Source organism: Rhodonellum sp. (assembly GCF_030656585.1).
Lineage (GTDB): Bacteria > Bacteroidota > Bacteroidia > Cytophagales > Cyclobacteriaceae > Rhodonellum > Rhodonellum psychrophilum.
This window is the reverse complement of sequence record NZ_JAUSPP010000053.1, coordinates 72,988-95,549: the sequence shown is the minus strand read 5'-3', so window position 1 is coordinate 95,549 and position 22,562 is coordinate 72,988. Positions and strand designations below refer to the sequence as shown.

The window sequence follows — 22,562 nt, the reverse complement described above, 5'->3', positions numbered from 1 at the left end:
CAATCGGGGAAAAACTAAGGGAAATCAATGCGAACGGATTGACCCTCCAGTTGATCACCAATAGGGGAGTGAAGGTGTTCCCAGGAGGAATGAGAGAGACTTTTTGTACCGATCATTGGAGATGCAGGTTCCAAACCGCGGATCAATCCGTAGTTTCGCATCGAGATATCTTGGATTTGCTTTCCCAGGTTGAGAAGTTAGGCTTTGATTTTATCAAAACCGAGCAGCTTTATGCATTTGATGGTGTACGTGCATATTCTTTGACACAAGGGGAATAAGGTATATAATTGAAAATTGATAAAAAAAACCGGGCAGAGATGTCCGGTTTTTTTGTTGCTCTCCCTGAGAGGAGGTTTATTTGATTTCAATAAACCAATTTTTCTGTAGTATGACAATGGATATTTGAAATGAATGTTTAATCCCGGTCATTTACTTTGAATTTGCGATTTTGATGGCCATTGCAACTTTAGGGTCTTTTTCAGAAAACAAGGTGTAGTTGTAAATGGTTTTTCCGTCACGTTCCATCAGTACGACCATTTCCTCATTGGAATTGACCACTTTCAGTTCGTTTCCTTTTGTCCTGATTCCTTTGGTTTGTACATACAATCCCCCGTCTCGAATGACCACATTTTCAAAATCAACCAAAATTAAATCTCCCTTTGCATTGTGTGTTTCTGGATATTGTAAATTCACATCCCAAGCATTTCTGTTGAGCTTTGCCGATTGAAAATACTGAAATCTGTTGTTTTCAAGTTTTTCTTTCAGTGATGTGAAATCGGTTTTTTCTGTGCTGTAGGCGATTCCGGAAAGGGTGGTCATGGTTGCGTTGGCAGGGATGTTTTCATTTCCATATTGGTTGCCTCTCTGAAAGGTGTCTCCGATCAGGATCACATTTGCACCCAACATGGCCGCCTCAATCTTTATTTTCCTAACAGCCCTGTTTTTCACATTGTTGATGCTTGCAAGCGCCGTTACACCAGTGGCCTTGGAAAAGACATCACCCATTGCCTTCAAGCCTTCCACATCTTGCGGAATATAGGAGATGTACACTTTTTCGGAATCTTCAAGGGATTTGACTGGTTTGAATGGAGATTCGAAAACTTCTTCACGACCACTCGAAAATTCAATTTTGTCGACTTGATGCTTGCTGATGATATAGGAAGTGGCTTCATCTTTATGTCTGTATTTGATCGTATTGATACCGACCTCTTCTATCACCACCATCCTGATTTCGTCCTTAAGAAAAATTTTATCCAAAGCCTGTTGGGCAAAAATGGTTGTCGTAAACAAAATACAAATTGCTACTAGAATTGCTTTTTTCATTTTATGCTGTTTTTTTTTACTTACTTAATCGTTCGGTAATTTAACAATAGAAAATTAACTAACAAAAAAACCATAGAAATTAATGGAATTCTCTTAGTTCACCGATTGGTTGAACCCGATATATGCATGAGACTTGCTCATGGGGAGGTAACGGCATGAAAATCAGTCTATTTGGGGAGTTATGTATGGCCCAATATGGGGAGATCAAAAACAGGATACAAGCAGCTGATTATTAGGTGATTTTAGGTTGGTGTAGAATTGATAATGCATAAAACGGGTGGAAGAGGGATTGATTTTCTTTCTCGGAATATTTTGATTTTGACATCGAAAGGAAGGGTTTCTGATGGGGTAGCTCGCGGAAAGCGAACAATCTAGAGTTGGTCGGAAGCAAAAAAAACTCCCCTCAATTTACTTGAAGGGAGTTTTTTTAAATCAATGCCTCCGAAAAGACATTCATGAAATTTAGTATTAGTCCTTTTTCGCCATTCTACCTCTTTCACCTTCATCCAGGTAGATTTTTCTCATCCTGATACTTTTTGGCGTGATTTCAAGGTATTCATCCTTCTGGATATATTCCATTCCTTCTTCCAAAGAGAATTTTTTGGCAGGAGTGATTTTTACGTTGTCATCAGATCCTGATGCACGCATGTTGGTCAGTTTTTTTCCTTTTTGAACATTGACTACGATATCACTGTCCCTTGAATTTTCACCGATTACCTGTCCTCCATAAAGTTCGTCTCCTGGCTCGATAAAGAAAGATCCTCTGTCCTGAAGCTTGTCAATGGCATAAGCAGTACAAGGACCGCTATCCATGGAAATCAAAGAACCATTGCTTCTGCTTGGGATAGGACCTTTGAAAGGCTCATAAGCTGTGAATCTATGGTTCATGATCGCTTCACCTTGCGTGGCGGTAAGCACGTTGTTTCTCAAACCGATCAAACCTCTTGAAGGGATTTTGAACTCCAAATGCTGCATGTCACCTTTTGGCTCCATGATCAAAAGTTCACCTTTTCTTTGTGTCGCCAATTCAATCACTTTACCAGCGCTTGAATCCGGTACATCTACAACCAAGGTTTCGATTGGTTCGTTTTTGACTCCGTCTATTTCTTTGAAAATCACCTGCGGTTGACCCACTTGCAATTCATAACCTTCTCTTCTCATGGTTTCGATCAAAACCGACAAGTGAAGGATACCACGGCCAAACACCAAGAATTTATCTTCGTTGTCTGTAGTTTCAACTCTCAAGGCAAGGTTTTTTTCCATTTCCTTGAAAAGTCTGTCTCTCAGGTGACGGGAAGTAACAAACTTACCTTCTTTACCAAAAAATGGAGAGTTATTGATCGTGAAGAGCATGTTCATCGTTGGCTCATCGATCGAAATTCTTTTCAATGCTTCCGGGTTTTCCAAGTCAGCAAGTGTATCACCGATTTCGAAATCTTCAATACCGGTTACCGCACAGATGTCACCAGCTGCAACTTCAGCCACTCTTACTTTTCCAAGTCCTTCAAAAACATGAAGTTCTTTCACTTTCACTTTTTTGATGACGCCATCAGCTTTGCAAAGTGACAATTGAGATCCTTCTTTGATTGTTCCTCTTTTTACCCTTCCGATGGCAATACGGCCTACGAAATTGGAATAATCCAAAGAGGTGATTTGCATTTGAAGAGTTCCTTCTTCGATCACTGGTGCAGGGATATGCTCAACAATGGCATCTAAAAGTGGGATGATGGAATCCGTAGGATTTTTCCAATCCGGACCCATCCAATTTTCCTTTGCCGAACCGTAAAGCGTTTGGAAATCCAATTGCTCCTCAGTAGCGTCCAAGTTGAACATCAAATCGAATACCGATTCGTAAACTTCGTCTGGACGACAGTTTGGCTTATCTACTTTATTGACGATTACGATTGGTCGAAGACCAAGTGCAAGTGCCTTACCCAATACGAAACGGGTTTGTGGCATAGGACCTTCGAAAGCATCGACCAATAGGATTACACCATCGGCCATTTTCAATACACGCTCCACTTCACCACCGAAATCGGCGTGACCAGGGGTGTCAATAATGTTGATTTTGGTGCCTTTATATCTTACTGAAACGTTTTTGGAAAGAATGGTAATACCCCTTTCTCTTTCCAAGTCATTGCTGTCCAGGATTAAATCTTCAAACTGTTGGTTTTCACGGAAGATTTTAGAAACGTGAATGATTTTATCCACCAAGGTGGTCTTACCGTGGTCAACGTGTGCGATAATCGCGATATTCCGAATACTTTGCATGATGATGTTAAATTGAGGTGCAAATGTAAGAATAAAATTCGGAATTATCCTTTGTCACATCAAGTTAGCAATCAAAAGATAATATTGTAAGGAGAAAAAGGGGAATCTGTTTCAAAAAAGAGCTTCCCGATTTTTTTAAGTTTAAAAAATAAATAGGTCTTTTTGGTGGACGAAATCGGGAAATTAAGCATTCATTTCCTATACAATGTCGAGGCAAGATTTTTGGTTTTGCCATTGGTTTTTGCTTCTCTAAAAACCTTTTAAATAAAAGACTTTTAGACCAAACTGTAGAGCTGTTCCAATTTTTTGGTGTCATCCAAAGCTCTTTTGAGAACAGCCGGAAGAATGTTCAGAATGGTAAAGCTTAATAAAACCAATAGAATTATAAAGATCTGCCAGAACCCCAAAGCAAATGGATCCAGCAAATTGAAGGTTCCGATGTACCTATATCCCTGAAACATGAATTGTAGGGGAACATAGGCGAACATCAATATCCCTTGGTTTCCTTTCCATGAAGCATAGTTTTTGTATTTTTTTAAATCCTTGCCAAAGGCAAAATACCACCAAAAGATAACTGATATCATGAAAACAAATCCCACCAGCACGAGAGCTCCATGCCCGAAAGAGATAGATGTTTCCATTGCAAAAGCACTTTGGATAAAAACAAAGGTCAAAGCCATGGGAATCAAAATCCCCGCACTCAAGATTTTTTTCTTAAGTTCTTTCAGGAAATAGTTTCTCAGCCTTTTATCGATTGTTTTTTTGTAAGAAAGCTCCAAATCACTGAATCCAAAAATCCCAAATTCGGAATGGACTTTCTGGAAGGCATCCTCCATGGAAAGTTTGGGTTGGTGGTCCAGCATCGATTCCACTTTACAGGCCACATGGTCTAAGATTTCATATTGCACATCGATTTCTGGATATCCTTTTTTGGAGATCAGGGCTTTGAGTTGGTCGATTTGTGGTTTACTTAACTTCATACAAAAATGGTTTGAGTTGGGAATCATAAACACGAAAAAATGCTCTCGCGGAAACCAACATCAGGAAAATGATCGTGCTTGTGATGAGGGGATGGTAAGATGCAAATCCAAAGAAACCTTCTAATTCAAGGGCCTTTTTTCCCTGAGTTAAAATAAACTGCCAAAACACCAAGTGACCGAGTGAACAAGTATGTAAAGCGTCTCTTTTGACGCTTACATAGCGCTTGGAATTCAGTAATTTGGAATTTTCACCTAGTGTATTTCCTTTATGATACATCCAAGATTCAAAAACGATCGGAAATAATATCCAAAGGCTGAAAACTATCGCGGAAATCAAAATATCATTTTGATAAAAATTAAATCCCAAACCCATGGACACAGAAAGGAACAATAAATTAAGCCGCAAATCCAGAGATTGAGTGGAGAACACGGACCTAAAGTAGGTCTGGATAAATTTCCAGATAACCCACAAATGAATTTTGAACCGTAGTTTATAAATTTTCCACCTGCTCCAGTTAGATTTTTCTTCTTCCCAAAAAATCACCACATCCTCGAAACCCGAAACTTCATATTTGCAAAGAATATGATCCAGGATCTCAAAATAAAGTTCTTCAAATCGGAATGGCCTTTCCGCTAATTTTACTTCCAAATATTGAATGTCAGATCCCTTCATTTTTTGATCAATTTAAAGCTTTTGAGATTGATAGCATTGTAAATTGTCCATGTAAAAGCGAATATCACGGCACCAAGCGCTAGGTAAATGATAGCGCTAAAATCCTCGTAGGGGGAATTGACCAGAATCTTGGGAAGTAAAATCGCGAGAAAATGTATCAGATTGAAGACCAAAACAGAAATACTTGTTAGTGCCGTGACCAGGACTTTTTTGGGTTTATGTTTATCCGGAGCGATTGACCAGGTAAGATTCAGGTTTTTCCTATTGAAAAATAAGATCAGGATGATAATCCCTCCATAAGATCCAACAGCAAGGGCATAAAAATAATCAGGGCCAAAAAGATGAAATGTGAATGACAGCGCCAAAAGGGCAACAATCAAACCCCCGATTTTCTTTACCCCCAGACTCCAGAGTTTATAGCTCGATTTAGAAGCAATTCCGATTTCTTTCCAAGCTGTTTTAAGCAATTCCTTCTCCATCTTCTTGACCACCGACCAGGCAAATTCTTCATCCAAAGCCTCTTTTTTTGTTTTAAATTCCTCAGAACTTACCTGCTCCAAGGCTGTGATATAATGATCCAGAAGTTCATCGTAGATTTCGCAATAGGCGATATATAAACTGGACAGCCGGTCCTTGATGGCTTGGAGTTCTGTTTCTGTCAATTTCCTCATATCAGTGTCGTTTTTGATTTGATTTTCCAAACTTCTATTAGGGACAAAACATAGATCACCATCACGACGGTAAACATTGCCGCCAGGGCAGGAAGGATGTTGCCAAACAGCAGATTATCCTCCCATAATTTTGGGAAATAAAAAACCATCTGAACCGTGAAAATTGTAAAATACATCCGTTCAGAAATCGGCAAGGCTAAGGAAGAATGGATAGGGATTCCGTTGCCCTTGAATGCCTTTTTGATGGGGCGAAGTTTTTTGAAGGATTGGAAGTGGAACGCGATAAGGGAAATCAGCAATAAAAGCATGGGAGAAAACATCATGATTCCTAATTCCCGATCACTGCTTGTTTGACTGCTGATGAAAAAAACGACCGCCAATATCCCAGCCAAATACAGCCACCTGGAGAAACAAAAATATTTACGAATCACCCTCCATTGGGTTTTGCTGATGTCTTGCTTGGCTTGTTTGTTGAAACTGTACTGTAAGCTATGACAGTAGCCATAAGTGAACTTCTGCTCCAGGTCAGAAAGCTGTTCTTCAAATTTCTCCTCCGAAAATTCCTGCAAATGGCTGATATAATGGTCATATACCTCCATCAGTATTTCTGCCGAGGAAATTTCCTTCGTCATGATCACTTTTTGGATTCTTTCTATTTCTATGTCAGTAAGTGGGCGCATAGTAATGATTTAACATTGAGTTTTTATAGAACTCGACGATTTTCAATTAGGAGGTCACTTTAGGGTTTTACCTGCTGTGTTTTACAATCAGCAAGGTCTAAACTAAGCCAATCCCGGCTTCCACCCCGGATCCAGTATCCGGTGGAGGTTGTTGACAAAACCCTGCAGCTCAGACATCTTTGCGCTGACTTCCTTTTGCCCGTCCTTTGTTAGGCTGTAGTACTTTCTGACCCTATTGTCCACTTGCTGGATTTCGGTGCTCAGCATCCCTTCCGCCTCCAGCTTGTGCAGGGCAGGATAGAGGGCACCTTCGGTGATTTTGATTTCGCCGGCAGTGAGTTCCTTCACCTTTTGGGTGATTTCATAGCCGTACATTCTTTCATTCTCCTCCAGAAGTTTGAGGATAATGGTCTGCAGGCTGCCTTTGATCAGGTTATTGTTTGACATGGCTTCTTTGATGCATCAGTAACTCAAATATATAAAAGACTTATATACATAAGAAGCTTTGGTATATGAATTTTAAGTTTCTCCTTAAAAAAAGTATCTCTTTCATATTGGTTTTTAACCGATTCTTAAATTTTCAATTAATTTTTATCGGGAAGAAAACTGTTTATGGCGACCAATCAAAATAATTTAACGTAATTAGTAGTATGTTATATGTCTTGATTCTATTGGGATGAAAAATTCAATCTTGATTGCCATGGTCGCTTTCTTCACCATGGCTTTTCAGTGCCAAAGAACTTATGTTGACCATAGTTTTGTGACGATGAAGGGAGTGCTTGTGGATGCTACTGGTCAGCCATTGGTCGATCAACAGTTGATTTTTGGACAGACGCAGGGAATGGATCCTGGGTACGGACTGGATCTGACCATAGAAGAAGTCAATCCCCTGAGGATTCGTGCAATTCGGACCAATCAAGATGGAAGTTTTAGAATCATCCACCCTGATAAAACTGCCTATTTCGTTATTTACGATAGAGAGTCAACACAGTTTCATTTCTTGGGTGACAGTGGAACTTTGGTTAAAAAAAACTATCTGTACTTCAATAGGGGAAAAGTAGATACTAAAAACGTGTTCGATTTCGGCATAGTGAAACTCATTGAGCCATGAAAGAAAAAATATTTTTGTTGATCTTATTCCTTTTTCAATCCATCCCTTCCCTCTGGGGCCAAGAAAAAATCTCCAATTCATTTGAAGAAAGAGGGGGCAACAGTTTTATGTTTGGCCTAGATTTTCAAGGCTATCAACCTTTGTTTCTCGGACACAATTTTTTGGCAAAAAGTTACCGGCACCATCCTGGATTTTTGATCGATTCGCGGATGGGTATTCAAGACTTTGTAGGTGTAGGGTTAAGCCTCGGGAAGAATGTGTCCAAGGTGGAGGAATTCGAAATACTGGGAAATGATTTTGACTTGGCCAGGTTCAGGCAGTCAGGTGTCTATATTTATTACCAGCACCTGATTGGCCGAAGAATGAATGTGGAACCAAGGATTGGTTATGGTCTTTTGTCCGTCAAACACAGTGGACCGGATGATTTCTATAGGCTTCGTTTTGAACAGTTCTTTTCAGGGGTGAATGTCAACCTTGCTGCCAATTCAGCCAAATCGCTCATTTTTCATGGAGGGATACAGTATGCCCTTCTTTCAGGTGTCGATATCGTCATCAACCCGGAGGATAAGAAATACATCACTAAATCCAATGGTTTGCAATTCTCTTTTGGGATGCGCTTGGAGTTTCATGGGTTTTGGAAATAGTGTAGGGAGAAAAAAAGAAGAGCTGCCCTCCATGAAAAAAAGCGAAAATGGTACATAAGAAGTTTTTTTCGAGTCTTTTTTTGATTTTGATTACCGCGTTAGTCGGATTGGCACAGGGATATTCCTCCAACCAAAAAAAAGCACTTCGATGGGAAAAAAAGGAGAAATATCATGCGGCGGCGAAGGAGGATGGGCGTTATTTGCTCCTCAACGGGGGATTGAGAAGGTACAAGGATTTCGATCAAGTAACCCATCCCTCATTCGGGAACTATAGCAACATCAATGGGAATTATGGATTGCACTTTGGAGAAAGAAGGAAAAATTTCTCCTATGATTTAGGTGTCAATTACTACTATCATTCCCAAGTTTTGAGCCAAACCCTTCCGCCGCTGGACGCCAAACTGATCCTCAGTAGCCGCATGAATACTTTTGTGATGCCTGTTTCTTTAAAATATGACATTCCGGTTGGAAATAAGGAGAAGGTGAGATTTGGCGCAAATTTCTCGACCAATTGGATCATGTTCCATATTTTCGAACACCGAAGCAGCGAGGGTACATCTTCTTTTTCTTGGAACAATTCCACCGGAGAATCGGAGAAAATAAATTACACTTGGCGTACAGCCGATAGAAAAGGGCGGTTTTTTTTCAAATCCGGGATCCATGGAGAGTTTCTTGTCCTGAATTCATCTTTTTTACTGATTCAGGTGTCTCGGGCATTAGTGCTAAGGCCTACCAGAACATTGATTTTTAATTGGGAATCTCAGGGATTCGAAGGGGAGTTTAGGGACGATAGGAAAATCGACGGTTATCTGTTGGAAATTTCTTACAAACTTCCCATCAATGTCTTGCGTCAAAAAACAAGCAGGTAATCTTGTATAGGGCTTACCAATAGATGCCCGAAGTATTTTCGTCAAGGCAAAGGAGTTCCACTATAAAGGAGTTTTTTCTCGGCCCCAACCTTTGCCTATTTCTTCAGGATTTTTTTATTTGGGAAAAAACAATTTTCATTTGTGATTTATGGGAGCGAACTATTTAGGTTTTATTAACTATGTTTTTAACAGAATTTAATATTGCGAAATTATTATCTAAAAGAGGAGTTTTTATCTTTGTTTCAACCTTTAAACATAATGACATGAAAAACAAATACAGAATTTTTGTCTTGTCCCTTTTTGGTCTTGCGGCAATTCCCTCCTTCGGACAACACAATTTTGACATTGAGTTGTATGGTGGACCATCCTATTCTTATTTCAAAACCCAAGCGGTCTCCGCAGAGTCGGATATTAAATTCTCCAATTTGATCCAACCACATATTGGAATCAATTTTTTGAAAAAAATTGCGCCCAATTATCAAATGTCATTACAAGGGGAATATTTGGCACGTAGAGTTGGTTTCAGAGAAAGTGGTGCAGGTTATTCCTATGAGAATAACAGTTCCATATTCAACAATAATTTCATGAATTTGTCGGTAGGGGTAAGGCGTATTTGGGAAAAATCCAATTATAACCTCTTCCTACAAGGTTCCGTAGGAGGGATCTTTGACAGGGAGTTGAATGATTATTCTTTCATCCAACCTACGGACATAAGGACCAAGGTGTCCATGATGGGCCGAGTGGAAGCGGGGGTGCAATTCCCCATCAAAAACAATTATTTGGTATTGGGTGTCAGGCACCAACAAGGATTTAGGGAGTTTGAAAATTTGAATTTTTCAAATGATAACGTTCAACTTTCCCTAAATGGAAGCGGCTCTTTCACGGGATTATTTGTGGGATTTGGCATCAATACGGATATGTGGTCCAAAGAAAACCGGAAACCCAAAGATTCAAAAAAAGCCAGTCTAGATAATCCTTGGAGTGATGGATTGTTTGTTATGGGGGCTGCATCGCTTAGAAAAAAAGACAATCCTATAAATGACCCAACAGACGATTTTCAAAACGTAAGCACCTCATCAAGTTTAGGGCTGGGGTATAGATGGAAAGATTTTTCTATGGAGGCTGGATATTCGAAATTCCGGGGGAGAAATGTCTTTGAGATGATCAGTGAAGAGGGAATTCCTGTCTCAGCCTATCACCGAAAGTTTCAAGTTTCTACCATTCCATTTACCTTGAGATATGACAGACATTTGCCATTTTCCGAAAAAATCAGGTTTGGGATTTCATTTACGACCCATGTACCCGTAAACAGCAATAATGAGGGTGAAAATACAATGGGTGTCTCTGGGGTCAGGACCATAGATGGAGTGGGTTATCCATATTCTTCGGAAATAAAAGGAATAAAAACCAATTCTAAAGGTGTCTTTTTTAACAGTGGTTTCTATGCTGAAATGCCCCTGTTCAGGACAAGCTTGATCGCATTCAAAGCCTCCAGGAACTACGGAAGTCCTGCTTTTGATAGAGCATCAGTGAATTACCAAGTAAACGGTTTGCCAAAATCCTTTGAAAACAATGGCACTCTCAACGGATGGCTTTTGGAATTGGAGTATAGACTTCCGATAAACAATTTATTAAAAAAGTAATGGTGCTTTTGATTTTCAGGACGTGGTTTCCTTCCAAGTTTTAAATCTGCCATTCAAGAAAAGCGGGCTTTATTTATGTTGGCATCACAACGGTTTGGATGTGTTGCCAACATGAAAAACAGATGAAATTTTTGTTTTAGGAATCTGAAATAGCTTAAGGACTCTTGGAAACCCGGGAAAATTTCAGGGTATTTTGTGGGATTTGATGATATTATTAAGAGGATTGTTTTCAGTCCTAATTTTAATCGGCAAATTTGATCATGGATTACCAAGAACTCATCGAAGAGGTTTATCACGAGGTGAACAAATTAGAATTAAAGGGGAAAGTCGCTGACTATATCCCGGAACTTGCCAAAGTCAATCCCGATCAATTTGGAATTGCATTGGTAGATTTGGAAGGGAAGGTATATGGAGTGGGCGATTATAAGACCCCTTTTTCCATCCAAAGTATTTCCAAAGTCCATACCCTGACGATGGTTTTTCATGTTTTCAATTCAAAACTTTGGACCCGGGTCAACGTTGAGCCGAGTGGCAATCCCTTCAATTCAATCGCCCAGTTGGAATTTGAAAAAGGGATTCCCAGAAATCCCTTCATCAATGCCGGGGCTTTGGTCATAGCGGATGCACTGACCAGTAAATTTGAGGATCCCAAAACCCAAATCATCAATTTCATCAATGATATTTCCGGTGACAAGTGCGTTAGTATCAACGAAGAAGTCAGGATCTCTGAATTGAAGCATTCGGAAAGAAACATCGCCATGGCTTATTTTTTGAAGGCTTATGACAATTTTGACAATGATGTCCAAGAAGTTTTGGAAACTTACGTTTCACAATGTGCCATCGAAATGAGCTGCGTCGATCTGGCAAAATCATTTTCATTTCTGGCCAATGACGGCTATTCCATCTTTGCGAAGCGGAATATCGTCACAGAAAGCAATGCCCGTAGAATCAATGCATTGATGTTGACTTGTGGATTCTATGATGAATCAGGAGAGTTTGCCTATCGGGTTGGATTGCCAGGGAAAAGTGGTGTCGGCGGTGGTGTTGGGGCGGTTATGCCACACAAATTCAGCGTAGCGGTTTGGAGTCCTGAGTTGAACGAAAAAGGCAATTCCGTCAAATCCATCAAGGCCTTGGAGTTGCTGACGGACAAGCTTAAGTTTTCGCTTTTCTAAAAATCCAAAATTCCTCTATCTAGAAAGAAAAATGGGGGTTTGCACAAATCAAAGGCGTGAATACCCCTCAAAATTCAAAGGGCGAAAATGAAGAGATCCGGAAATCTCTCCATTTTCGCCCTTTCATGATTTTACAATGAGAATTTAAGCTGTGAAAATCCTTTTGAGTCGAACGTTTTTTACTGTTTTTTCCAACCCGTTTTATGCACTTCCAATTCCATTCCAGCCTGAAATTGATTATTAATAAATCATTTTCGTGCGGTGTTTGACTTCGCCATTTTCGGGACCGGACCTTATTCTCCAAATGGTCTGATTTTCTTGCAGTTTCGATCCCATTTGAAAACGGAATACATATTTCGGGTTCAATCCTTCAAAACCACACGCACTTCAACTTTCCTGTCATTGTCATTTGCACTTCGGTTTGGGCTTCGGACCACTTGACCACCGATTTCGGTCTGAATTTGATTTTCCCCTAAGCCATATTGATCCAGCAGAAAAACCAAAACCGAATTTATCCTAGTTTGAATCAATTTGAGATTGTATGCCAAGTTCCCGGTATTGTCTGCAAATCCTGTAAGGGACAAGGAATACTCCGGATTGTCTTTGACAAAATCAACCAAGGGCGCCAATTTTATGATTTGGTCTTCATCAGGCACTTTTTGATTGCTTTTGAAGAATACTTCCACCTTTGATTTTAAAAGCGTGATTTTGGGGTCAGCATCCAAAAACACAGTATCACGAATCACTTGGGGTGCCCGAACATCAACATCCGAAAATGCGCTTTTGAAGGAAGGTTCGGAAATCCTTGACAGACTGTCCTCGATGATCATTTTCGGTGCGAAAGGCATCTTATTCACCGAATCATATTCCAAGGGAGGTAACAAATCGCCTGAAACACTGTCCAGTTTTATTTTCCCCACAGACAAGCTATCCGGAACTGCAACTTGATCTGGTGTGGGATCTTTTGTCAAAGCTTTGGTGGCTACCGCACCACCAAAAAGACCGCCAAGGAGCCACCACTTTCTTTGGCCGCGTTCACGTCTTACCAAATCTTCGTCAGCTTGTACCCCAACGCTGGTTTGGAGAGGAGTCCTTTGTTGGGATCTATCGGCTCTGGAAACATCCCTGTAGGTATTGTTGAGGTAAATGGTCTCTCTTGGCAACGCACGGAGACTGTCCCTTTCAGACTGAAGCCTTCGGGTTTCACGTTCCAAGGCATCTATTCTGTTCTGAAAATCGGTATTTGTCCTAAGGCCGGTTTCTGAATCGGATTGCTTGAATATTCTCCCTTCTTCATAGACCAAAGTATTTTCCTTGCTGACAATGCCCGCTTCTTTTGTAGGCTCTGCGCCTTCTTCGGTCTTTTGAATTTCGACTAATTTTGATCCGGAAATGTCAGAGGTTTTTTTAGTGACTGGAAGACGAAATAAAGTGTCAACAGAAGTGCTCCAATTGAATAAGCTATCCATTCTTGAATCCGATAGGCCAGGACTTCCAACAACCCGGAAATTTTTTTTCAATTCCGTGATACTGTCAATCTCCAACTGAAAGCCACGGTCTGATTTCCCTAAACTATCCAGAGAATAACGCAGATCAAAAAGGATATTTTCTGAAGCCTTGACCAAACTATCCCTTTCATTTTGCCTTAATAAAGTGTCGGCTTTTAGCAATTCGTATTGTTCTTGGATTTTGGATTGAATCTGCTGAAGCTTATTTTCCTCCATTTTGCCGGATAGGATTTGGGATTTTCTGGCAGTGATCTGCTGGTCCCAAGTAAGCATTTGCGTTTTATAAATCAGGCTGTCCATTCTGGCCGGATCTACCAGTTGGATATTGGTATAATAGGTATAATTGTTCCCGGTCGGGAGTGGTTTAAGGGTGTCGGGCTCCGGTGTTGGGATTTGTGCCAAGGGAATTTCCTTTATCACAGGATCGTAATCCGGATAAACTGTGCTGAGCCTTGGTGCCTTGTAGGATTTTTTGTTGGATCCAAAATTGAATTTCAATCCCAGGCCGTGGTAGATGATCCAGTCATTCCCGCTTTTCCCATCCCCTCTGAGTGGGTTGGCTGGATCGACGATGTTCGTGCCCGGTTTGGCTGCGTATGCCTGAAAATCATTTTCGTATTCGGTCCTGTAGTTTCCGCTGACATCATCCAGGTGATCGGAAAAGGTGTAGATGAAATCACTTTGTGCAAACAACTCTACCCTAGGCCCTAATCTCAAGCGGATTCCCAGCCCAAGATTGGTGTAGAAAGCACCCAAATCATAGCCCTTGTCCGATTCGGTTTTCAGCGCATAAAGATTGGTCTCATAAATCCCATCATTGACCACGTTTCCTGAAGCATAATCATACCGATTGCCATCACCGTCCAAAAGATCCCCACTGACTTCGAAATCGACCAGTCCAAATCCCAATGTGAAATAGGGCGCGAGCAATGAAGTCGCAGGCAATAGCCGGTCATTGTCTGTCTTGAAAACAAAAGCCAAACCCATGTCCCTGCTTTGGTTTTGAAAGTTGAGCGCCCTGTCAAAATTCCGGTTTGTTCCCAATAAAGCGCCATCCCGTTTCACATAGCGATCACTCATCGAAAATTCATATTGCCCATAGCTGAACATCAACCCGATCGTTGGGCTCAGCTGTTTTTCTATGGAAATCTTGAATGAATACTGATCGAAATAGTTGTCGTTGAAATAAAGCAATTGCTTGATGGCATTCCAATTGGAGAGTCCTTGGACTTTATATGGGCTTAAGTCGCCATAATAGTTGGTGTATCCACCGCTGACTCCGATTCTCCATTCATAATCCTTTTGCTGGGCAGAGGAGAGAATCGGGAGAAACAAAATGGTGAAAGAAAGAAAGAAGATTAGTTTTTTCATCCTTTACCTCCTGTCATTTAAACCCATCCAAAGGTTGATCTCGAGGCTGACACCTACATAAGGTTGGATATAATTTGTTTTCAATTTGGTGTCGGCTTCTTCAAAATTCAAAAGAACTGCGCCCGCATTCAATCTCAAAACCCTGAACATTTTATAGCCCAAACCTGCATGGATGGGTAAATTGACCAAAGGACCCGTGATTCGGTCACCTTGACTAGAGTTGAAATTATTTAGGAACACCCCTGTGGAGAAGGATGCATTGCCCAAAAACTTCTGAAAAACCTTATTTCCCAAAGGAAAGGAAAGTCCCAAATAGGGCCCATTGAAATACTCGGTATCTGCAAGGGATCGTTTGATGGCGAATGCCCCGTAACCAAAATTGATGGGTAAAGTACCAGGCTTTTTTTCCGTGGGATAATTGGTGATCGTTCTGACATCCACCAAAGCCATCAGGCTTTTTGCCAAATATTGGTCGGCTTCAGCGGTGACAGTTTCCACGAGTTCCTCCAAATATTGTTCTGCATAGACCGCTTTGGAATTGTCTTCTTTGTTTTTTCCGAGAATATTGAATTTGGCTCTTCGGAGTTTCATTTTGTCTTTTTGGGCAAGTTTTTGTCTGACCAAGTCACTGAATCCACTGAAATCTCTTCCAAGAAAATGACGGTAATCTTCCAATGCGTCTTTCAGGATTTGATTCATTTGCGTAATCATGACTTGATCGGAACGAAAGGATTTGATCCCACTTCCGGTCACCTCAAAACTTGATCGGATGTAAGAAGCAAGATTCATGTTCACGGCTGACTTTACGCTTTCCATTTGGGCTTCATCGGCTTTCTGGAAATATTGAAACTCCAGATCATAAGAATCGTTGCTTTTAAGGGGTTTAGAAACAAACAGTTCATATTGGTTCACTTTGAATTCAAAGGCTGTTTTCCAAGAATATTCATCGGCTTTCGAGGGGCTTTTTCCAGACTCAAAGACCTTGACTTTGACAAATTCAATTCCCTGCGGTAAAGTGCCTTTAATGTAAAAAGGTTCTTCGGCAGGCATGGGATTCCCATCATTTACGGTGTTGCCGACAACGTCGAAGTTGACATGTTTGATTTGGGCAAAAGCACTTGCGGCACCGAAAAACACAATCAGCGTGAGTGTAAAGATTTTATTCATAATGATTTGATTTTGAGAATAGACTTGATGAAAACCAATTCTTGTGAGAATACTGAAAACTGGAAGAAAATCGAATAATAAGTACTAAAGAGAATTCAACCTATTTATAGTTATACGTAAAAACATTCGTTATAAAGGCCAAATGCATGAAATTATCCGGATTTCCTTGAATAATAAATTTCAATGTTTCCGGATTTAACCCGTTTTATGCATTACCAATTAAATCCCAACCTGAAATTACCCAGTATTCAGTCAGCTCTTTGTACTAAACCCTATCGGTTCTATACTTTGTCCTTATAATCCAAATAGTCTGGTTTTTTTGTGGTTTCAAGCGCTATTGCGAAACCCAACGCATATTTCAGGTTAAATCATATAATACATAAAAAATAGACTAAGAAATTTTATTTTTGTTTAAAATCAGGGGGAGAACACATTATTTTGATCTGTACTTGCCGATTTTATCATCAATGTATACATCGGCATTTTTTCTGATTTGCATGCGGTAATATACCAGGACTTCATCTGCACCAGCAGCCAAGACAGCTTCTTGGGCCCTTTGTGCAATCTCCAACAAAGCGTCTTGTGGACCTTCCATGACGGTTTCAAATGGAGTGACCACATGTTTTACCCCAGATGCTTGAATGACTTCGATGGCTTTGTCCACAAGCGCATAGCTGTCCAATGTTTTGCTTTTGGGGATGATTTGGATGCCTAGATTGATCGTGTTCATATTTTTTGTTTTTTAGGATTTGATTCAAATTCAATAAAAAGAAAGTCGTCTTAACCCCTAATATGAAATGGGTTTCCAAATGGGACGGAAAACTGAAAGAAAATCAGGTACTTGGGACAATAATTTATAACACCAATAAGATGGAGTCATTCATAGTCAAAACGAATTGATTTTCTGTCAATTACAATAGTGAATTGAGTTGGTCTTGCATAAAACGAGTTTAAAGTAAAATGTGCGGTTCAAAAACCCTTTGCCATATTTCGTACCCTTTTTCATTCATGTGGAGGTTGTCTTTAATGAACAATTCCGCCTTAGGATCCCCGTTTTCATCCAACATGACCGTCCAGGTATCAATAAAAGTAAATGCAGGATTTGATTCTGCGTAATTCTTCAAGGCCGTGTTGAATGCCAGATATTGATTTTTCAAATGCCATCTGGAAGGGCTTGGTTTTGCCCCGATCAAATACAGGTTTGCATTGGGAAGTTTTTCAAGGATTTTAGTAGTTAAGGATTCGAAATCCCCCATGATTTCTGAAGTGGATTTGCCGGCATTGACATCGTTGTCTCCTTCGTAAATGAAGATTTTTTCAGGTTCAAACTCCAACACCAATTCTTCCAGATACCGAAGCAGGTCCTCAGTTTCTGAGCCGCCGAATCCGGTGTTGATTATTTTTGCTTCGGGAAAATGCTTGTCCAATTCTTTCCACATCCGGATGCTTGAACTGCCGGTAAAGACAATTCCACCCTTTTGCAAATCGCTCTCCTGGTGTTTCTCGACAAGGGAGGCGACTTCTTCCTGGAAAGGAAAAACCACTTGTGCATCAGCTGGCTGGAAATGGAAGAGGGATAAAGCCAGAACAAAAAATAACCCCTGAATATTGAATTTTAAATTGGACATCCGAATATGCTTTTTGAATGTACAAGATAGTGGATATTGGACAAATGCCCAAAATTGAACAGTTATTGACCGTTTTTGAAGATATTCTGTGGGAGAAAAATTGACTTGTGGTTTTCTTTTGATTGAATTTTTCAATCTTTGAATCCCAAAATCACCTTTCTGAACCTGAGATGCTTGTTTTGGTCCCACTATTTTTTTTCAAATCCCCAAGCATGATAATTTCATAAATTATTGCTCGTTTTTTGAGGAGTAAAAACATTCATTCATATCCTTCAGCGCCAATGCAAGTTATTTCCCGATTCTTGGTTTTTTGCAGTGGCGTACATGCGTCCCTACTCAAAAAAGCTCCCACTGAAACCCAAAAATACATGGGGATAGGGGGAACGGTATTGTTCACCGGTATCTTGGCGGCTTTGTCTGCTGGATATGCCCTCTACACCATTTTTCAATCCCTTGCCCCTGCAATTTCCTTTGGCTTGTTGTGGGGATTGATGATATTTAATCTGGACAGGTTTATCGTCTCCAGCATGCGAAAGCGAGGCAAGGCTTGGGCAGAATGGAAAATGGCCATTCCCAGATTGGTTTTTGCCGTTTTGCTTGCGGTGGTGATCTCTAAACCACTGGAATTGAAGATCTTTGAAAGGGAAATCAACAGGAAGCTGGACGAAAAAAAGACTGCTTTCATTGTCAAAAGCAAGGAGGATCTGAAAGCAGGCTTCACCGAAATCACGGAGCTGGAAACCAAAATAGATACCCTGAAATCGGAAATTCTCCAGGCGAGAGGATTCAGGGATTTGCTTCAGCAACAGTATGACCAAGAAAGATTTGGCACCAAAACCGATGGTACCAGTGGAATAGTGGGACTTGGTACCAACGCCAAAAAGAAAGAGGAACAGCTGGATGCTGCCCAGAAAAGCTTGGATGAAATCAGCATTGCTCACCAAGCAAGAATTGATTTGCTTGAGGGAGAAATCAGAAATTTCATGGCTTTAAGACAGGCGGAATTCGAAAAACAACAACCCGGTATAGCGGGGTTTGATGGCATGGCTGCCAGAATCGATGCTTTGCATCAACTTACAGAGGAAAGTCAGGCCATGAACCAAGCCAATATTTTCATCATTTTGCTCTTTATCGCAGTAGAAACCGCGCCGATTTTCGTGAAACTGATATCCCCAAGAGGGCCTTATGACGAGCTTTTGGATCTCCATGAAGCGAATATTGCCGTCTACACCAAGGAAGAAACGATCAAGCTGACCGAAAAAAGTGAGGGTCGCATTGAAGTTTTCAGGGCAACCCATCAGGTTTCCAATGCGCTAAAAATCCAAAAAACCAATACCCTTAACCAGCAAGGCTTTGGCACTTCTTGAAGGAGTGCTGCTACAAAGGGGTGTTGAAACTGTGCTGATTGGCTGTTTTATGGTCGACGGTTTCAAAATTCAATTTTTCCCCCAACATTTGAATAGTCGAAAATCAAAGGCATAGCATCCCTTTTGGTCGACTATCTCTTTTCTTCGTACCAGGTTTTGTGGACGATTTTCCATTTTTCATCGATTTTGATGAGGGTCAGGTAATCGAAATAGTAGATTCCAGGCCAAAAAAGTTCTGTCTTGGCCATGGCTGTATATCCTTTGATCTCGATCGCCAAGATCCTGTTTTCAAACAATTCCTGCGCTCTTGGACTTCCGATGGCAGTCCCTTTTGCCCAGGACTCAAAATCGGTTACGGTGAAATTCTCTCCCCTGTAACCGATCAATCTGGCCGATGGATCGAATGCCGCTTCCAATTTGCTTTTGTCCCTTTCCATCATCCCTTCGAAGTAGAGATGGATGGTTTTTTCGATTTGCAATATCTCGGAATCGCTCTCCTGGGCATGGCAGAACAGCGTGGAAAGCAGAAGGACGATCACTAGGCAAGAAATTTTCATGTCCTTAAATTAGTGAATAAAAGAATTTGAATCGATGCCCAATTTGAGAATAAGCCAATAAAATGGAGCTTATTCATTTACCGGAGAATAACCAATCCTGTATTTAAACCCGAAATATGCTTTGGGTATTCCAATAGTATTGAAAATGCAAGGAAATCAGACTGTTTGGAGAATAAGCCGTGGCATTAAGATGGTGAAGTCAAAAACAATCAACAAAGACTGATCATCAGGAAATTTTAGGCTGGAATTTAATTGGCAATGCATAAAACGGGTCAAATGGATTATAATGCTGATTCTTCATCCAATTCAATCGGATTTGTCCTAATATTGAATGAAAATCAATTGCTGTTTCCGAAAAATTACTGAAATCCATGACATACTTCAAAAAAGTCCTTATTTATACTGCGCTTATTTTCTTCGGAATCATCTTGGTTGATTTCGTGATCGAAGTAGGCTTTAGGCGCACCGATATCCAAACTTGGCTTAGCTATGTGACGCATCCCCGTGTCTGGTTGACAAGATTGTTCATTTCCGTTGGGCTCGCGCTCTACAATGTCTGGAAATTCAAAAAAAGGGCAGAGACCAATGATAAAGTAAGCTGAGTTTTTTCGATTTTATTTGATTAAACCTTCCTCCAAAACCTCCTCCCCAGTTTTGGTTGGAATTAGGTTTTCCAGTTCCTCCATGCTGAATAATCTGGATCGGATCATAAATCGGATTCCCATGGGGATCTCAATCGAAAAACTGCTTCCCCTTCCAGGTGTTACATCCAAAGTCAGTTCGGTATGTTTCCAGTATTCAAATTGGTCACTGTTCATGAAAAAGTCGCATCCATAGACATCACCCAGCCAGATATCACTTCCCCCGACTTTAAAATCCCCTTTCTCGAAACACATGGGAGATGAACCATCACAACAGCCGCCGCTTTGGTGAAACATGAGTTCGGAGCCAAAGCGTTTTCGCAAAGTATCGATGATGTCCATTGCGGCTTCGGTGATCAATACTCTGGGGATGAAGGTTTTTTTGTCAGGTGACATATCAAGAGGGGTTTATTGTTATTTGATCCTTTGGAGGATCTTATTCGCGTGCCAAAATTATTTTTCCGGACTTTACGCGAAGTAAATTAACGATTCCTGATCAAACCAGGAGTAGGTTTTTTTCAAAAAAGACCAAATACTTCATATTGCATTCAAGTCCATTTAAAATCAAAGAAACCCCCGATTTTCGAGGGCTCCTTTGAAGGATGTTCTAAAAGAATCCTAATTTATTTTTGTCATAGGAAATCAGCATGTTCTTGGTCTGACGGTAATGGCCCAGCATCATCAGGTGGTTTTCCCTTCCGAATCCTGATTTTTTGTATCCGCCAAAAGGTGCATGTGCAGGGTAATTGTGGTAGCAATTCACCCAAACACGACCTGCCTGGATCGCTCTCGGTACTTGATAGAGTTCGTGGGCATCTCTGGACCAAAGTCCGGCACCCAGACCATACATGGTGTCATTGGCAATGGCGATTGCCTCTTCCGTGGTTTTGAAAGTAGTCACGGAGACTACCGGACCGAAGATTTCTTCCTGAAAGACCCTCATTTTATTGTGGCCTTTGAAAATGGTAGGTTGAATATAATACCCTGTTTCTAGACCGGAGTTCAATTCGGCTTTGTCTCCACCGCAAAGGACTTCAGCGCCTTCTTGTTTTCCAATATCGATATAGGAAAGGATTTTTTCATATTGATCATTGGATGCCTGGGCGCCCATCATGGTGTCTTCGGCTAGGGGATGACCCATTTTGATGGCTTTGGTTCTGGCGATTACCCTTTCCATAAACACATCATAAATGTCTTCGTGGACCAAAATCCTTGAAGGACAGGTACAGATTTCACCTTGGTTGAGGGCAAACATCACGGCACCTTCCACTGCTTTGTCGAAGAATTCATCATCGGCATCCGCAACGGACTTCATGAAGATGTTTGGAGATTTCCCACCCAGTTCCATGGTTACTGGAATAAGGTTTTCAGAAGCATATTGCATAATCAATCTACCTGTGGTCGTTTCTCCGGTAAAGGATACTTTGGCAATGCGTGGTGAGGAAGCCAATGGCTTACCTGCCTCGGGTCCAAAACCTGTAACTACGTTCAATACGCCCGGAGGGAGCACATGACCGATCAGCTCCATCAGCACCATGATGCTGGTTGGGGTTTGTTCTGCTGGTTTTACGATTGCGCAGCAACCTGCCGCGAGTGCCGGCGCCATTTTCCATGTAGCCATCAGCAAGGGGAAATTCCAAGGGATGATCTGACCTACCACACCCAAAGGCTCGTGCAAAGCGATACTGACCGTATGTTCGTCGTGCTCAGAAATAGTGCTTTCATCAGCCCTGATCACTCCTGCAAAATACCTGAAGTGATCGATTACCAATGGCAAATCCGCAGCGCGGGTTTCCCTGAGTGCTTTGCCATTGTCGATGGTCTCGATTCTTGCGAGCATTTCCAGATTTTCCTCGATGATGTCCGCGATTTTGTTCAGCAATTTGCTCCTTTGTGCGGCAGAGGTCTTGGACCAGGTTGGAAATGCTGCGTGCGCCGCATCAAGTGCCAATTCGATGTCTTGCTTGTTGCCGCGGGCAGCCTTGGAAAATACTTTCCCGTCGATGGGGGAAATGTTGTCAAAATACTCGCCCGAGGTGGGTGCTACCCATTTTCCTCCTATAAAATGGTCATACTTTTCTTTGATCTCCGGCCTTTCGACGGGCTTGGATTGAGATAAGGTTAATGTCGTCATGATTTTTGTTTATTTTGGATTTTATCAAATTTGCCAATAAATAAATTCAAAAAATCCACTTATCCCATCATCCCATCCACCTGAATTGCTATTTACAAGTACAGATTGTTTTCGAAAAGCCCAAAATTCCGGATATTCTGTCAAATTCT

General features: G+C 41.0%; 21 protein-coding genes and 1 pseudogene. 8 read left to right on the top strand and 14 right to left on the bottom strand.

The window, feature by feature from the left end; all coding sequences use genetic code 11:
• Positions 1 to 278: pseudogene (locus Q7J63_RS13120) on the top strand (NADP-dependent isocitrate dehydrogenase); the annotation flags it as partial.
• A 151-nt stretch (positions 279 to 429) separates the two neighbouring features.
• On the opposite strand, the gene Q7J63_RS13115 reads toward Q7J63_RS13120, so the two are convergent.
• The 7 genes from Q7J63_RS13115 to Q7J63_RS13085 form a co-directional block, all read right to left on the bottom strand.
• Complete coding sequence (locus tag Q7J63_RS13115) at positions 430 to 1,323, bottom strand: hypothetical protein (protein ID WP_304886750.1); 894 nt, start codon at positions 1,321 to 1,323, stop codon at positions 430 to 432.
• A 468-nt stretch (positions 1,324 to 1,791) separates the two neighbouring features.
• The gene (typA, locus tag Q7J63_RS13110) at positions 1,792 to 3,594 is read right to left on the bottom strand and encodes a translational GTPase TypA (RefSeq protein WP_304886748.1); all 1,803 of its coding nucleotides are present in this window, start codon (positions 3,592 to 3,594) and stop codon (positions 1,792 to 1,794) included.
• A gap of 275 nt (positions 3,595 to 3,869) precedes the next feature.
• A complete protein-coding gene (locus tag Q7J63_RS13105) occupies positions 3,870 to 4,574 on the bottom strand; it encodes a hypothetical protein (RefSeq protein WP_304886746.1) in 705 nt (234 codons plus the stop codon).
• Positions 4,561 to 5,247 (bottom strand): hypothetical protein, encoded by a 687-nt coding sequence (locus tag Q7J63_RS13100; RefSeq protein ID WP_304886744.1) that lies wholly within the window; start codon positions 5,245 to 5,247, stop codon positions 4,561 to 4,563. Before Q7J63_RS13100 ends, Q7J63_RS13105 begins: the two co-directional genes overlap by 14 nt.
• Positions 5,244 to 5,918, bottom strand: a complete 675-nt coding sequence (locus Q7J63_RS13095; protein ID WP_304886742.1) for a hypothetical protein — start codon at positions 5,916 to 5,918, stop codon at positions 5,244 to 5,246. The genes Q7J63_RS13100 and Q7J63_RS13095 overlap by 4 nt, the downstream gene beginning before the upstream one ends.
• A complete protein-coding gene (locus Q7J63_RS13090) occupies positions 5,915 to 6,598 on the bottom strand; it encodes a hypothetical protein (RefSeq protein WP_304886741.1) in 684 nt (227 codons plus the stop codon). Before Q7J63_RS13090 ends, Q7J63_RS13095 begins: the two co-directional genes overlap by 4 nt.
• Before the next feature lie 102 nt (positions 6,599 to 6,700).
• On the bottom strand, positions 6,701 to 7,045 hold the full coding sequence (locus tag Q7J63_RS13085; RefSeq protein ID WP_019597887.1) for a PadR family transcriptional regulator: 345 nt from the start codon (positions 7,043 to 7,045) through the stop codon (positions 6,701 to 6,703).
• A gap of 229 nt (positions 7,046 to 7,274) precedes the next feature.
• On the opposite strand from Q7J63_RS13085, the gene Q7J63_RS13080 reads away from it, so the two are divergent.
• From Q7J63_RS13080 to Q7J63_RS13060, 5 genes are all read left to right on the top strand, one after another.
• Positions 7,275 to 7,709, top strand: coding sequence for a hypothetical protein (locus Q7J63_RS13080; RefSeq protein ID WP_304886738.1), 435 nt, complete (start codon positions 7,275 to 7,277; stop codon positions 7,707 to 7,709).
• Positions 7,706 to 8,353 (top strand): hypothetical protein, encoded by a 648-nt coding sequence (locus Q7J63_RS13075; protein WP_304886737.1) that lies wholly within the window; start codon positions 7,706 to 7,708, stop codon positions 8,351 to 8,353. Before Q7J63_RS13080 ends, Q7J63_RS13075 begins: the two co-directional genes overlap by 4 nt.
• A 47-nt stretch (positions 8,354 to 8,400) precedes the next feature.
• Positions 8,401 to 9,222: a hypothetical protein gene (locus Q7J63_RS13070; protein WP_304886736.1), complete on the top strand. Its 822-nt coding sequence runs from the start codon at positions 8,401 to 8,403 to the stop codon at positions 9,220 to 9,222.
• Positions 9,223 to 9,485: 263 nt separating this feature from the next.
• The gene (locus tag Q7J63_RS13065) at positions 9,486 to 10,865 is read left to right on the top strand and encodes a hypothetical protein (RefSeq protein WP_304886735.1); all 1,380 of its coding nucleotides are present in this window, start codon (positions 9,486 to 9,488) and stop codon (positions 10,863 to 10,865) included.
• A 260-nt stretch (positions 10,866 to 11,125) separates the two neighbouring features.
• Positions 11,126 to 12,040 carry a glutaminase gene (locus Q7J63_RS13060; protein WP_019597882.1) on the top strand — a complete coding sequence of 305 codons (915 nt, stop codon included), beginning with the start codon at positions 11,126 to 11,128 and terminating at the stop codon, positions 12,038 to 12,040.
• Positions 12,041 to 12,402: 362 nt separating this feature from the next.
• Here Q7J63_RS13060 and Q7J63_RS13055 read toward each other — a convergent pair whose 3' ends face one another.
• The 4 genes from Q7J63_RS13055 to Q7J63_RS13040 all read right to left on the bottom strand — a co-directional run bounded on the left by Q7J63_RS13055 (position 12,403) and on the right by Q7J63_RS13040 (position 17,714).
• On the bottom strand, positions 12,403 to 14,919 hold the full coding sequence (locus Q7J63_RS13055) for a hypothetical protein (protein ID WP_304886733.1): 2,517 nt from the start codon (positions 14,917 to 14,919) through the stop codon (positions 12,403 to 12,405).
• A 3-nt stretch (positions 14,920 to 14,922) separates the two neighbouring features.
• Complete coding sequence (locus Q7J63_RS13050) at positions 14,923 to 16,086, bottom strand: hypothetical protein (protein ID WP_304886731.1); 1,164 nt, start codon at positions 16,084 to 16,086, stop codon at positions 14,923 to 14,925.
• 433 nt (positions 16,087 to 16,519) lie between these two features.
• Complete coding sequence (locus Q7J63_RS13045; protein WP_304886729.1) at positions 16,520 to 16,816, bottom strand: thiamine-binding protein; 297 nt, start codon at positions 16,814 to 16,816, stop codon at positions 16,520 to 16,522.
• Between the two features lie 220 nt (positions 16,817 to 17,036).
• Positions 17,037 to 17,714, bottom strand: coding sequence for a GDSL-type esterase/lipase family protein (locus Q7J63_RS13040; protein WP_304886727.1), 678 nt, complete (start codon positions 17,712 to 17,714; stop codon positions 17,037 to 17,039).
• Positions 17,715 to 17,995: 281 nt separating this feature from the next.
• Here Q7J63_RS13040 and Q7J63_RS13035 point away from each other — a divergent pair, with 281 nt between their 5' ends.
• Complete coding sequence (locus tag Q7J63_RS13035; protein WP_304886726.1) at positions 17,996 to 19,081, top strand: DUF4407 domain-containing protein; 1,086 nt, start codon at positions 17,996 to 17,998, stop codon at positions 19,079 to 19,081.
• A gap of 131 nt (positions 19,082 to 19,212) precedes the next feature.
• Here Q7J63_RS13035 and Q7J63_RS13030 read toward each other — a convergent pair whose 3' ends face one another.
• Positions 19,213 to 19,638, bottom strand: coding sequence for a nuclear transport factor 2 family protein (locus Q7J63_RS13030; protein WP_304886724.1), 426 nt, complete (start codon positions 19,636 to 19,638; stop codon positions 19,213 to 19,215).
• Between the two features lie 371 nt (positions 19,639 to 20,009).
• Between Q7J63_RS13030 and Q7J63_RS13025 the strand changes: the two genes are divergently transcribed.
• A complete protein-coding gene (locus tag Q7J63_RS13025) occupies positions 20,010 to 20,240 on the top strand; it encodes a hypothetical protein (protein ID WP_304886722.1) in 231 nt (76 codons plus the stop codon).
• A gap of 12 nt (positions 20,241 to 20,252) precedes the next feature.
• On the opposite strand, the gene Q7J63_RS13020 is transcribed toward Q7J63_RS13025, so the two are convergent.
• Both Q7J63_RS13020 and Q7J63_RS13015 read right to left on the bottom strand, forming a co-directional pair.
• A complete protein-coding gene (locus Q7J63_RS13020; protein ID WP_304886720.1) occupies positions 20,253 to 20,675 on the bottom strand; it encodes a DUF779 domain-containing protein in 423 nt (140 codons plus the stop codon).
• A 211-nt stretch (positions 20,676 to 20,886) separates the two neighbouring features.
• A complete protein-coding gene (locus Q7J63_RS13015; protein WP_304886718.1) occupies positions 20,887 to 22,413 on the bottom strand; it encodes an aldehyde dehydrogenase family protein in 1,527 nt (508 codons plus the stop codon).
• Between the last annotated feature and the right edge of the window lie 149 nt (positions 22,414 to 22,562).